The following is a 13,072-nucleotide window of genomic DNA, read 5'->3' as shown; positions in this document are numbered from 1 at the left end:
GGGGTGGCGCCGCCCGGACGACCGAGGGCGTCGGCGGCCTCGGCGGCGGCGCCTCGACCGGCGGTGGCGGCACGTCGGCGACCACGGGGGCGTCGGGCGGTGCCAGGGCCTGGAGGGTTTCGGGCGGCGGCTCCTCGACCGGGGGTGGCTCCGCGGTGACCATGGGCTCGGGCGGTGCCGGCGGGGTCTCCGGCGGGGGGGTGGCCTCGGCGAGCGGCTCCGGCGGCGGCTCGGCGGCTGGGGTCGGCTCCGGCGCGGCGGCCGTCTCGGTGGGGGCCGGCATGGGTGCCGCGGCGGTCTCGGCCGCCTCGAACGCGGGCATGGCGATGTCGGCGATCACGATCCGCACCGGCGGCGGCACCGACGCCGAGATCAGCACGAGCCAGGCCGCGGCACCGAGATGCAGCGCCCCGGAGACGGTCCAGGCGATGCTGGTGGAATCGGCGCGGCGCATCTCAGGGCGCCGTGGGGGGAGAGGCGGGCGGTGTCGCGCCGGGATCGGCCTCCGCGATGAGGGAGATGCGCCCGATGCCGGCCTGGGTGAGGCGCCCCATCACGCGCATGACCTCGCCATAGGCCACCGCACGGTCGCCGCGCACATAGACCGGCGCCTCGGCATCGGCCTGGCGGAGTTCGGTGAGGCGGGCGATGAGCTGCGCCTCGGGCACCTCCTCCTGGCGGATGAAGACGCGGCCGTCGCGCTGGACGCTGACGACGACGGGCACGCGGGTCTGTGCGACCCGGGCAGCGGCGGTGCGGGGCAGGTTCACCGGCACGCCGACCATCATCATCGGGGCCGCGACCATGAAGATGATGAGCAGCACGAGCATGACGTCGACCAGCGGCGTCATGTTGATCTCGGCCATCGGGCGCGCGGGCGCGTCCTCGTCGAAGCCGTCGCCATCGCCCATCGAGAAGGCCATGGCGCTATTCCGCCGCCGCGCGCAGGCGGCGCTCCCCGTTGCCGCGGGCGAGGCGGTTGGCGACCTGGCCGGCGGCCGCCATGGCCTCGGCGCGCAGCCGCCCGAAGCCGCCGGAGAGACGGTTGTAGGCGACCACGGCCGGGATGGCCGCGACCAGGCCGATGGCGGTGGCGAACAGCGCCTCGGCAATGCCCGGCGCGACGACGGCAAGCGAGGTGTCGTTGCTCGCCGCGATGCCGGAGAAGCTGTTCATGATGCCCCAGACGGTGCCGAACAGCCCGATGAAGGGCGCGACGGCGCCCACGGTCGCGAGCAGGGAGAGCCCGTTCTCCGCCGCGCGCAGCCGGGCGGCGATCGCGGCGCGCATGACCTGTTCCAGCCGGCGGTGGAAATCGGCCCGGCTTTCGTCGGCATCGCGGCCCTCCGCCCATTCGGCGAGCCCGGCGCGCAGCGTCTCCGCGGCCAGCGTTTCGCCTTGGGGCGGCGCCATCGGTGGGCTGGCGGCGACGATGCCGCGCGCGTCGCGCCGCAGCGCGCCGATGCGCAGGGATTTGTCGATGATGACTGCCCAGCACGCGATCGAGGCGAGGACCAGGAGCACGAGCACGCCCTTCACCACCGGGTCCGCATGCAGGACGAGGCTGAGGATCGAGAGGTCGGGGGGGATGGCGGGTTGCATGCGGTGGTCCTTATTTCTCGAAGGCGATCCCGGCCACGCGCGAGGCCAGGGTGAGGCGCGCCAGGCAGGCGGCGCGGCTGTCGGGGGCGGTGGGCACGGCCGGGGCGAGGCCCTGCGCGCCGCAGGCGAGGATGTCGTTCAGCAGCAGGGAGCCGATGCCGTCGCAGGGCAGGCCGGCGAGGTCGAAGATGCGCGCGGTGGTCTTGTCGCCGGGCAGCGGGCCGGCATCGATGGCGGCCCGGCGGGTCACGACGCCGTCGCGGCCGAACAGCACGAGGTCGAGCCGGAAGGGATCCAGGGCGCCGGCGCCGGGATTGCCGATGATGATCCAGACGCGGCAGCCCTCGGGACGCGCTTCGAGGCGGTTGAGCTCGATGCGGATCGGCGCGGTCTCCTGCGCGCGGGCGGGTGCTACGAGGCCGGCCGCGAGCGCGAGGCCGAGGCCGGCAAGGCGGGTCTTGCGCATCAGGGCTATTCCGCCGCGCCGGCGCCGGCGCCGGCCTGGGCGGCCATCCGCTGCACCGCGATGCGGGCGCGACTGCGGCGGCGGGCGAGCCAGGCGAGCAGGCCGGTCACGAACAGCACCGGCAAAGCGAGACCGGAGAGGAAGACCAGGATCCGGCCTGTCCAGCCAAGCAGGGCGCCGCCATGCAGCCAGCGCTGCATCGCCAGCGCCTCCTCGCCGGCGCTGCGGGTGCGCGGCGAGCGTTCGGCGAGGACGGCGCCGGTCGCGGCGTCGATCTGGAACTGGCTGCGGACGCGGACCTCAGGGTCGCTGCCGCTGGGCCTCAGGCTGACGCTCCAGCCGCCCGGACCCATGGGCGGGGTGAGCGTCGTGACGGTCTGGCCGGGGCCGGCGGCGGCGAGGGCCGCGGCGACGGCGGCGTCGGCGTCGATCCTGGGGCCTTCGGCTGCCGGGCCGCGCGGCTCGCGCCGTGTCCGGGGCGCTTCGCCAGCGCCCGGCACCTGGCCCTGGGTCGCGCCTTCGAGGGCGCCCCGGCCGGGGGCTTCGGCGCGCTGGCCGCGGGCGGCGGCCTCGGCGCCGGGAGGACCCTCGCGCCGCGCCGGTTCGGCGATGCCGAGCAGCGGGCGGAACCAGCCGGGGAAGATGATCGCGATGCCGGAGAAGGACACCACGCTCATCACCACCGCGATCCAGATGCCGATCACCGCGTGCAGGTCGAGGTTGAGCCGGATGAAGGGCCGCCGGCGGACCAGCGTGGCCGCGCGCCAGAACCCGCCGCCGCGCGGCCACCACAGGTAGATGCCGCTGAGCGAGGAGAACAGCAGGATCACCCCGATCCAGCCCACGATCTCGCGCCCCGACCAGGCGCGCAGCAGCAGCGCCTCGTGCAATTGGCGGGTGGTGGCGACGAAGCTCTCCGAGATATCGCGCCGTCCCAGCACCGCGCCGGTGGCGGGGTCGACATGGGTGCTCCAGAAGCCGCCCGGTGTGCCGCGCACGCGGCGGTCATAGACGGACCACACCGGCCAGACCGCGTCGGGCGGGCGCACCATGCCGCCAGGATTGCCCGAGGCGGCCTCGGCGATGCGCAGCGCAGCCGCATAGCCAATCGCGGGGTCGGCGGGACCGCTCGCGCGGAACAGCGCCGGGTTCAGCGCCGCGTCGATTTCGCGCTGGAAGGACAGGATGGAGCCGGTGAGGCCGATGAGCACCAGCACCAGCCCCAGCAGCAGCCCGATCCATCGGTGCAGGAACAGGAAGCTGGCGCGCGCGGACGCGATGGTGAGGCTCATGCGTCAGCCCATTGGCGAAGGAGGTTATGGTAGATCGCCGTCAGCTGCACCGGCGCGGCATGGCCGGGGGCTAGGTCCGGCTTGAGGCCGTCGATCGCCATGTCGAGGTCGAACAGGATGCGGCGCCGCCCGTCGTCGCGCACCATGGACTGGACCCAGAAGAAGCAGGCGAGCCGGGTGCCGCGGGTGATGGGCTCGACGCGATGGAGCGAGCTCGCCGGGTAGGCCACCATGTGGCCGGCGGGAAGCCGCACGCTGTGGGTGCCAAAGTGATCCTCGATGGTCAGCGCGCCGCCCTCGTAATCGTCGAGCTCGGAGAGGAACAGGGTGCAAGAGACGTCGGTGCGGATGCGGTGCGGCGTGCCGGGGATCTGGCGGATGGCGTTGTCGACATGGGCGCCGAAGGTCATCCCCGGATCGTAGCGATTGAACAGCGGCGGGAAGACGCGGTGCGGCAGCACGCCGGAGATGAACAGCCCGCTGCGGCCCAGGCCAGCGAGGACGATGTCGCCCAGCTCCCGATGCGCCTGGCTGCCCTCGGGGATCTGGAGATTGTTCTTCACCGTGGCGGATTGCTCGCCGGCGGTGACCTTGCCGTCGACCCACGCGGCCTGCGCCATCAGCTCGCGCATGCGGGCGAGGTCGTTGGGCGAAAGCACGTCGGGAATGTCGAGCCGCATGATGAGTTCAGAACCTGAAGGTCGTGGAGGCGATGAGGGTGCGGCCGGCGCCGGGCGTGGTGCTGCCCTGGTAGACGCCCTCGTAGAATCGCTTGTCGGTGAGGTTGAGTGCGTTGAAGCGCACCGTGATGCCGTCGGTGATGCGCGCGGCGACGGTCGCGTCGTAGCGGACATAGCCAGGCACGCGAACGGTGTTGGTGTTGTTGCCGAACCGCGCATCGACGTAGCTCGCCCCGCCGCCAACGGTGATGCCGTGCGGCAGGTCGTAGGTGGTCCAGAGTGCCGCGGTCTGCGGCGGGGTGTTGAGCAGATGGCGGCCGCGCTCGGCCGGGTTGTTCGACCGCTCGATGCGGCTGTCGAGATAGGTGTAGGAGAGCAGCGCGTTCCATCCCGGAAGCAGCACGCCGGCGAGCGAGACCTCGAAGCCGTTCACCCGCTGGCGGCCATCGAGTACGTTGAGCGTGGCGTTGGTCGGGTCGACCGTACGGGCATTGGTCTTCTCGATGTTGAAGGCGGCGCCGCGCAGGACGAGTTCGTCGCCGGTGATGTTCCAGCTCGCGCCAAGCTCGTAGGAGTGGCTGCGCTCGGGGGCGAGGTTGACGTTGGCGACGGCGAGGGTGAGCGCCTCGACCGAGGGGTTGAACGACGTGCCGGCGGCGAGATAGGTGCGGACATCGCGGATCGGCTTGAACACCAGGGCGCCGCGCCAGCTCAGCATGCCGTCGGTGCGTTCGCCGCGCAGGCCGGTGAAGCGGTTTGCGAAATCCGAATGGAAGCGCTCGTAGCGGATGCCGCCGAGCAACTCGAACTGGTCGCCGATCTGCATCTGGTCGACGATGTAGGTCGCGATGCGGTCCGCCTTGCCGAGCGCGTCGGAGAACAATGTGCGCTGCTCGACGTAGCCGGCGCCGGTGCCCTGGCCGTAATCCGGATTGATCAGGCTGGCATTGGGTGGTGTGGCGTGCCAGCGGCGCAGCTGCGCGGTTTCGTGGCCGATCTCGAGGCCGGCGACGATCTGATGCTTGAACGGGCCGGTCGGCACCATCGCGCGGAATTCGGTCTGGTTCTCGAGGATCGAGCTGGTGCCGATGCGGATCTGCGCTTCGCGCTGCACCTGGATGGCGCTGGCCGGCGTCCCCGGTGCGATGGTGCCGATGATGATCGGCTCGGTCGCGCTGATGTCGCGGTGATAATTGCCGTAGCGGGTGATGTTGCGCAGGCTCAGCGCATCGGTGAAGCGGTGCTGGATCGTGGCGGTGAAGACGTCGGTGTCGTAGCGCTCGCGATCGATGCCTGAGAGGCCGTAGAAGGTGCCGCGCGAGACCGGGGCGGGGCGGCCGAACAGATAGGGCACGCCGAAATCGGGGATGTTGTCCTCGCGCTGATGCAGCGCGGCCAGCGTGATCTGGGTATCGCCGCCGAGCCCCCAGGTGATCGCCGGCGCGACGCCGTAGCGGTCGCTGTGGATCCGGTGGCGCTCGGCCGTGTCCTGCGTGAGGCCCATCGCGTTGACGCGCACCGCGACCTGGTCGATCGCCATGTTGACGTCCACCGTGGCGCGCGCCCCGGCGGGTGCGTAGGCGGTCGCCGTGATCTCGCCGAAGGTCGCATCCTGCGGCATGCGCGAGGTCTGGTTGATGACGCCGCCGGTGGAGCCGCGGCCGAACAGGATCGAGGACGGGCCCTTCAGCACCTCGATCGACTCCACGTTGAAGGGATCGCGCGTGTAGTTCGCGGCGTCGCGGATGCCGTCGATGTAGAAATCATTGGTGGCGGAGAAGCCGCGGAGCGTGAGGTTGTCCCCCGACAGCCCGCCTTCGCCGGAAGCCAGCGAGATGCCGGTCACGCTGCGCAGCGCCTCGCGCAGCGACGAGGCGCCGCGCTGCTCGATCAGCGCGCGGGGGATGACGTCGATCGATTGCGGCGTCTCGGCGACGGAGACGGGCGCGCGCGGCGTCATCGTCTCCCCGGCGCGCTGGGTGGCCGGGACCTGGCCCGAAACGCTGACTTCGGGCAGCGCCAGCGATGCCCCCGCCGGCACGTCCTGTGCGACGGCGCCGGGGAGCGAGGCCAGCAGGCCGAGTGCGCCAAGGCCGAGCGTGGGTTCGAAGGCGGGGCGAAGCGAAAAGGCGGGGCGAAGCGAGCGGCGCGGGGACATCCGGCGATCCTTCATGGGCTCGAGGGCTCGAACCCACGCATAAGGCGATTGCGAATCACTTGCAATAACTGGCCGGCGCCCACTGCGGGATTCGGCGCGACCTAACAAAAATGAAAAGCGGGGTTCACGAGACGCCCCGCTTCCCGCCCCGTCGTCAGAACCGCATCGCGACGGAGGCGATCAGCGTGCGCCCGGAGCCGGGCGTGACGTTGCCCTGGTAGACACCCTCGTAGAACCGCTTGTCGGTGAGGTTGAGCGCGTTCAGCCGCGCGGTGATGCCCTCGCTGACCTGCATGGAGACCGTGGCGTCGTAGCGCACATAGGCCGGCACGCGGACCGTGTTGGTGTTGTTGCCGAAGCGCGAATCCACATAGCTGGCGCCGGCGCCGACGGTGATGGCGTAGGGCAGGTCGTAGGTGGTCCACAGCGTCGCGGTCTGGCGCGGCGTGTTGAGCAGGTGCCGGTTCCGCTCCAGCGGATTGTTGGATTCAACGATGCGGCTGTCGAGCAGGGTGTACCCGGCGATCGCGTTCCAGCCCGGCAGGATGGTTCCGGCCAGCGAGAGCTCGAAGCCGTTCACCCGCTGGCGGCCGTCGAGCACGTTCACCGTCGCGTTGGTCGGATCCACGGTGCGGGCATTGGTCTTCTCGATGTTGAAGATCGCGCCGCGCACCACGAGGCCCTCGGTGATGTCCCAGCTCGCGCCGAACTCGTAGGAGCGGTTGCGCTCGGGGGCGAGGTTCGCGTTCGCGACGGTGAGCGCGAGCGACTCGATCGAGGGGTTGAAGGAGGTGCCGGCGGCGACATAGGTGCGCACGCCGCGCACAGGCTTGAACACGAGGGCGCCGCGCCAGCTCGTCATGTTGTCGGTGCGCGAGAAATTCTGCCCCGCGACGAAGCGGTTGTCCGAATTGGACTGGAACCGCTCCTGGCGAATGCCGCCGAGCACCTCGAAATACTGGCCGATGCGGATCTGGTCGACCAGGAAGATCGCGGCACGGTTGGAGGTGCCCAGCGTGTCCCCGGTGAGCGTGCGGTTCTCGACGAAGCCGTCGCCCTGGCCCCAGTTCGGGCCGATCAGCGTCGCGGTCGGCCGCGTCGCGGTGAAGCGGCGCAGCTGCGCGGTCTCGTGGCCGATCTCCAGCCCCGCAACCATGGCGTGGCGCAGCGGGCCGGTCTCGAACGCGGCGCGGAACTCGGTCTGATTCTCGAGGATGGTGCTGGTGCCCTCGCGGATCTGCGCCTGGCGGTTGACCAGGATGGAGGCCAGCGGCGTGGTCGGCGTGATGGCGGTGAGGATGCGCGGTGCGGTCGCGTCGATGTCGCGATGGTAGGTGCCGTAGCGCGTGACGTTGCGGATGGTCACGCCATCCATGAAGCGGTGCTGCAGGTTGGCGGTGAAGACATCGGTCCGGTAGCGCTCATAGTCGACGCCCTGGAGCCCGTAGAAGGTGCTGCGCGAGACCGGGGCGGGGCGTCCGTTGAGGAACGGGACGCCGAAATCGGGGATGTTGTCTTCTTCCTGGTGCAGCGCGCTCAGGGTGAGCTGGGTATTGCCGCCGATGCCGAAGGTGATCGCCGGGGCGACGCCGTAGCGCTGGTTGTAGACGTGGCTGCGATCGGCCGTGTCCTGGCTGTAGCCCATGGCGTTGAGGCGCACGGCGACCTGGTCGATGGCCATGTTCACGTCGACGGTGGCGCGGACGCCGATGGGGTTGTAGCCGCTGACGATGATCTCGCCGAAATTCGAGTTCTGCGGCATGCGCGAGGTCTGATTGATGACGCCGCCCGTCGAGCCGCGGCCGAACAGGATGGCGGAGGGGCCCTTCAGCACCTCGATCGATTCCACGTTGAAGGGGTCGCGCGTGTAGTTCGCCGCGTCGCGGATGCCGTCGATGTAGAAGTCGTTGCTGGCGGAAAAGCCGCGCAGCGTCAGGTTGTCGCCCGAAAGCCCGCCTTCGCCGGCGGCGAGGCTGATGCCGGTCACGTTGCGCAGCGCCTCGCGCAGGGAATTGGCGCCGCGCTCCTCGACCAGGGCGCGGGGGATCACGTCGATGGATTGCGGGGTCTCGGCGACGGAGGCCGGGGCGCGCGGGGTGATCGTGTCCCCGGCGCGGCGCGTGGCCGGGACCGCGCCCGAGACGCTGACCTCGGGCAAGGCAAGGGCAGTCTGCGTGCCATCATTCGCCGGTGTTGCGGCATTGCCGGGGGCGTTCTGCGCCACCGCGCTGGGCAGGGCGGCGAGGAGGCCGATGGCGCCGAGGCCGAGGGCGGGCTCGAATCCGGCGCGAAGACAGCGAAGCGAAGCCATGACGTGATCCTCGAAGGCGATGCAGCGACCTAACGCAATTGAGAATCACTTGCAATAAGGTTTCGCAACTCTTCGACACATGCGCGGCGAGGCGGGGGAACCTGAAGGCGCGCGCTTCCATCGGCTCCAGGTGGGCGGCCAAGGGTGGGCGAGAGGGTGTTGCGACCGCGATCTGACGGCGCGCGGGCGGCTTTCGAGGAGGCTGCGCCGCACCAGGCTCAGGGTCCGGCAAAGGAAAGTCCGGGATCGACACGGGGGACAGGGCCGCCGGCCTAAACCCCCAGCCGCTCCGCCGCCCCGCGCAGGAACCCGCCCAGCGCATTGTGGAAGTCCGGCTCGTCCAGCAGGAAAGCGTCGTGGCCCTTGTCGGACGCGATCTCGACGAAGCTCACATTCGCCGCCGCCGCGTTGAGCGCGCGCACCAGCAGCCGGCTTTCGGCGGTGGGGAACAGCCAGTCCGACGAGAAGCTGGCCACGAAGAAGCGCGTCGTCGTGCCGCGGAAGGCTTCCGCCAGCACCCCGCCATGCTCGGCCGCCAGGTCGAAGAAATCCATCGCGCGGGTGATGGTCAGGTAGCTGTTCGCGTCGAACCGGCGGATGAAGGTGCTGCCCTGGTGGCGCAGGTAGCTCTCCACCTCGAACACGTCCTCGAGGAAGGTGAGTGCGGCGGCGCCGCGCAGCCGGCGGCCGAATTTGCGGCTCAGCGCCTGTTCCGACAGATAGGTGATGTGCGCGACCATGCGGGCCACGGACAGGCCCTTCGCCGGCACCGTCCCATGTTCCCAATAGCGGCCGCCGCGCCATTCCGGGTCGCCGTGGATGGCGGCGCGGCCGACCTCGTGGAAGGCGATGTTCTGCGCGCTGTGATGGCTGGCGCAGGCAATGGGCGCGGCGGCGAACACCGCCTCGGGATAGGTCGCGGCCCATTCGAGCACCTGCATCCCGCCCATGGAGCCGCCCAGCACCGCGAGCCAGCGCGCGATGCGGAGATGCTCCATCAGCCGGTGCTGCGCGCGGACCATGTCGCGGATGGTGACGGAGGGAAAATCGGTGCCCCAGGGCCGGCCGAGCGTGCGGCCTTCGGCATCCGTCATCGGCTCGGGCGGGCCGGAGCTGCCCATGCAGCCGCCGAGCACGTTGACGCAGACGACGTAGAACCGGTCCGTGTCGATCGGCTTACCCGGGCCTACGACATTGTCCCACCAGCCCGGCTTTCCGGTAAGGGGGTGGGTCTCGGCCACATACTGGTCGCCAGTCAGCGCATGGCAGACCAGGATGGCGTTGGTGGCATCCGCGTTGAGCCGCCCGTAGCCGCGCCAGGCGACCGCGAGGGGAGCCACCACCGCGCCGCAATCCAGCATCAGCCCATCGGCGAAGACGGCGCGCTGGTGCGTCACGTGTGGAAGGGGCTGTGCGGCCTGCGACATCGTTTCCGGCATCCTCGGCCCAGCATTAGGGTGCGGCCCGGGCCTCTGCAACCTTGGCGCCGGGCGCCGGTACGTCTAATGCTGCGCGGGCCCATGCCAGACCTGAACCCCTCCGCCGCGCCCCTGCTCCCCACGCCCCCGGCCTATGCCGCCGAGCTCGCGACGCTTCGCGCAGAGATCGACGCACTGGACGACGCGCTGCACGACATCGTCATGCGCCGCGCCGGCATCGTCGCCAGGCTCGCCGAAAGCCGCGCCAAGGGGGCCGGCCCCGCGCTGCGCCCGGGGCGCGAGGCCGCCATCCTCCGCCGCATGCTCGCGCGGCACGCGGGCCCGCTCCCGCGCAGCGCTCTGGTGCGTCTTTGGCGCGAGATCTTCGCCGCCTCCACCGCCATGCAGTCGAATTTCACCGTCGTCGCGGCCGCCGACAACGAGCATGCCGACGCGGTGATGCGCCTCACCCGCGCGCATTTCGGCGGCACCACGCCGATCCGCGCGATGACCACCGTGGGCCAGGCGCTCGCCGCGCTGCTCTCCGGCGAGGCTGCGATCGCCACCCTGCCCGCGCCCGAACCGGAGGAGCGCGAGGACGCCGCCTGGTGGGTGCGCTTCGATGCCAATTCCCTGCAGGTGACGGCGCGACTGCCCTTCCTCGCCGAACCCGGCAGCCATGGCGTGCTGGTCGTCTCCCCGACGCCGCCCGACCCGAGCGGGCGCGACCGGACCCTGCTGCGCATCGAGCTCACGGCCGATTTCTCCCATGCGCGCCTGACCCGTCTGCTGGCCGATGCCGGCATCCCGGCACACAGCCTGCAGATCCGCCGCACCGGGGAGCAGGCGCTCGCACTCGCCGAGGTCGCCGGCTTCTGGGAAGCCGATGATCCGCGGCTGAAATCGCTGGCCGGCCTGCACGTCCAGCGTCTCGGTGCCTATGCCGAAGCCGAGCCCGGCTGATTGAAGGTCGCTGCCATGAACACGCTCGCCCCGCGACCCTCCATCCTTTCCGTCGAGCCCTATGTCGGGGGGTCGTCGAAGCTGCCCGGCGTGAACCGGGTGATCAAGCTGTCGTCCAACGAGGGCGCCTTCGGGCCGCCGCCGGGGGCGATCGCCGCCATCGAGCGCGCCGCGCGCGACGCGCATCGCTACCCCGATGGCGGTGCGACCGCGCTGCGCGAGGCGATCGGCGCGCGGTTTGCGCTCGACCCCGCGCGCATCGTCTGCGGCAATGGCTCCGATGATCTGCTGACGCTGCTCATCCTCGCCTATGGCGGCGAGGGCACCGAGCTCATCATGTCCGCGCACGGCTTCCTGATGTACGACATCGCCGGGCGCTGGGCCGGAAGCCGCGTGATCAAGGTGCCGGAGCGCGACCTGGTCGCGGATGTGGACGCGATGCTCGCCGCCGTGGGCGCGCGGACCACGATGGTGTTCCTCGCCAACCCCAACAACCCGACCGGGTCGATCCTGCCGCAAGCCGAGGTGGATCGGCTGCGCGCGGGGCTGCGCGGGGACATCCTGCTCGTGCTCGACAGCGCCTACGCCGAATACGTGGAGCGGCCGGACTACGATGCCGGCGCCGCGCTGGTGGACGCCACCGGCAACACCGTGATGACGCGCACGTTTTCAAAAATCTTCGGCCTGGGTGGGATGCGCGTGGGCTGGTGCTACGCGCCGCCGGCGGTGGTCGATGTGCTCTCGCGCATCCGCGGCCCCTTCAACGTGAACCTGGCGGCGATGGAAGGCGCGATCGCCGCCCTGGCCGAGGCAGGCTGGATCGAGAAGAACCTCGCGCATAATTCCGAATGGCGCGCGCGCGTGACTGCGGCGCTGACCGAGGCGGGGATCAAGGTCTGGCCCAGCGAAGGCAACTTCGTCCTCGCCGATTTCGCCACCGCCGCCGCCGCCCAGGCCGCTGACGCGCATCTGAAGACACGCGGGCTGATCGTGCGCGCCATGGGCGCCTATGGGCTGCCCGCCTGCCTGCGCATTACCATCGGCGCGGCCGACGAGAACACGCTGCTCATCGAGGCGCTGGCCGGCTTCATGGCCGAACACCGTGGCTGAACCGCTGTTCCGCCGCCTCTGCATCATCGGCCCCGGGCTGATCGGCAGTTCCATCGCCCGCTTCGCCCGCTCGCGCGACGACATCGCGACCACGCTGGTCGCCTGCGCCCAATCCGCGGCGACCCGCGCCCGGGTGCTGGAACTCGGCATCGTCGACCAGGTCGAGGCCGACCCTGCCCGCGCGGTCGAAGGCTGCGACGGCGTCATCCTGTGCATTCCCGTTGGCGCCTATGCCGGCGTGATGGCGCGCATCGCGCCCCATCTCGCGCCGGGCTGCATCCTCACCGATGCGGGCAGCACCAAGGGAAGCGTCGTGCGCGACCTATTGCCGCTGCTGCCCGCCGGCGTCCACCTGGTCCCCGGCCACCCCATGGCGGGCACCGAATACTCCGGCCCCGACGCCGGCTTCGCGACGCTGTTCGAGGGCCGCTACGTCATCCTCACGCCGCTGCCGGACTCCGACCCCACGGCCGTGGAACGCGTCGCCGAATTCTGGCGCCGCGCGGGAGCCATGATCGAGACCATGGACCCCGCCACCCACGACAAGGTGGTCGCCATCGTCTCCCACCTGCCCCACCTCATCGCCTTCACCATCTGCGGCACGGCCGACGACCTGGCCCAGGAAACGCGCGAGGCCGTGCTGAAATTCGCCGCCTCCGGCTTCCGCGACTTCACCCGCATCGCGTCCTCCGACGTGGCCATGTGGCGCGACGTGTTCCTCAACAACCGCGAGGCGCTGCTGGAGATGCTGGCGCGGTTCTCCGAGGATGCGCACGCGCTCGGGCGGGCGGTGCGCTACGGGGAGGCGGAGTTCATCGAGGACCGGATCAAGCGCGGGCGGAAGATCCGGCAGGGGCTGATTGATCGGAAGCAGGCTTGAGAAAAAGGCCGGGGAAAAGAATTTCCCCGGACCCCATTCTTTTATTTTTGGCTTTTTGGTGCCCGCTCCCCGGCCGCACATGATTTGGAAAAGGAGCTCTGGTTCCCCAGCAAGCACCAATAGATAAAAATAAAAGAATGGGGGTTTGGGGGAAATTCATTTTCCCCATTCTGTCGTCAACGCCCCCCATGC

11 protein-coding genes and 1 pseudogene are annotated in these 13,072 nt (G+C 70.5%); 3 read left to right on the top strand and 9 right to left on the bottom strand.

The window, feature by feature from the left end; all coding sequences use genetic code 11:
- The 9 genes and pseudogenes from GXW79_RS19625 to metX form a co-directional block, all read right to left on the bottom strand.
- A pseudogene (locus GXW79_RS19625) lies at positions 1 to 454 on the bottom strand (hypothetical protein); the annotation flags it as partial.
- 1 nt (position 455) lies between these two features.
- Positions 456 to 923: a protein TolR gene (gene tolR / locus GXW79_RS19620; protein ID WP_211876147.1), complete on the bottom strand. Its 468-nt coding sequence runs from the start codon at positions 921 to 923 to the stop codon at positions 456 to 458.
- 4 nt (positions 924 to 927) lie between these two features.
- Entirely contained in the window at positions 928 to 1,602 is a 675-nt protein-coding gene (locus GXW79_RS19615) for a MotA/TolQ/ExbB proton channel family protein (protein ID WP_211876146.1), read from the bottom strand.
- 10 nt (positions 1,603 to 1,612) lie between these two features.
- Entirely contained in the window at positions 1,613 to 2,068 is a 456-nt protein-coding gene (locus GXW79_RS19610) for a Tat pathway signal protein (RefSeq protein WP_211876145.1), read from the bottom strand.
- A 5-nt stretch (positions 2,069 to 2,073) separates the two neighbouring features.
- Complete coding sequence (locus GXW79_RS19605; protein WP_211876144.1) at positions 2,074 to 3,360, bottom strand: PepSY-associated TM helix domain-containing protein; 1,287 nt, start codon at positions 3,358 to 3,360, stop codon at positions 2,074 to 2,076.
- On the bottom strand, positions 3,357 to 4,040 hold the full coding sequence (locus tag GXW79_RS19600; RefSeq protein WP_211876143.1) for a Fe2+-dependent dioxygenase: 684 nt from the start codon (positions 4,038 to 4,040) through the stop codon (positions 3,357 to 3,359). The genes GXW79_RS19605 and GXW79_RS19600 overlap by 4 nt, the downstream gene beginning before the upstream one ends.
- Before the next feature lie 7 nt (positions 4,041 to 4,047).
- On the bottom strand, positions 4,048 to 6,198 hold the full coding sequence (locus GXW79_RS19595) for a TonB-dependent receptor (RefSeq protein ID WP_211876142.1): 2,151 nt from the start codon (positions 6,196 to 6,198) through the stop codon (positions 4,048 to 4,050).
- A gap of 154 nt (positions 6,199 to 6,352) precedes the next feature.
- Positions 6,353 to 8,509 (bottom strand): TonB-dependent receptor, encoded by a 2,157-nt coding sequence (locus tag GXW79_RS19590; protein ID WP_211876141.1) that lies wholly within the window; start codon positions 8,507 to 8,509, stop codon positions 6,353 to 6,355.
- 272 nt (positions 8,510 to 8,781) lie between these two features.
- Positions 8,782 to 9,936, bottom strand: a complete 1,155-nt coding sequence (metX, locus tag GXW79_RS19585) for a homoserine O-acetyltransferase MetX (protein ID WP_246504152.1) — start codon at positions 9,934 to 9,936, stop codon at positions 8,782 to 8,784.
- Between the two features lie 93 nt (positions 9,937 to 10,029).
- On the opposite strand from metX, the gene GXW79_RS19580 reads away from it, so the two are divergent.
- Genes GXW79_RS19580 through GXW79_RS19570 form a run of 3 tightly spaced genes read left to right on the top strand, consistent with a single transcriptional unit; the run spans position 10,030 to position 12,880 of the window.
- Positions 10,030 to 10,890 (top strand): chorismate mutase, encoded by an 861-nt coding sequence (locus GXW79_RS19580; RefSeq protein ID WP_211876139.1) that lies wholly within the window; start codon positions 10,030 to 10,032, stop codon positions 10,888 to 10,890.
- 15 nt (positions 10,891 to 10,905) lie between these two features.
- Positions 10,906 to 12,000, top strand: a complete 1,095-nt coding sequence (gene hisC, locus GXW79_RS19575; protein WP_211876138.1) for a histidinol-phosphate transaminase — start codon at positions 10,906 to 10,908, stop codon at positions 11,998 to 12,000.
- Entirely contained in the window at positions 11,993 to 12,880 is an 888-nt protein-coding gene (locus tag GXW79_RS19570; RefSeq protein ID WP_211876137.1) for a prephenate/arogenate dehydrogenase family protein, read from the top strand. The genes hisC and GXW79_RS19570 overlap by 8 nt, the downstream gene beginning before the upstream one ends.
- The last annotated feature ends 192 nt before the right edge of the window (positions 12,881 to 13,072 follow it).

It is taken from the genome of Plastoroseomonas arctica, from assembly GCF_018128965.1.
GTDB lineage: Bacteria > Pseudomonadota > Alphaproteobacteria > Acetobacterales > Acetobacteraceae > Plastoroseomonas > Plastoroseomonas arctica.
This window is presented reverse-complemented; position numbering and strand designations above follow the sequence as displayed.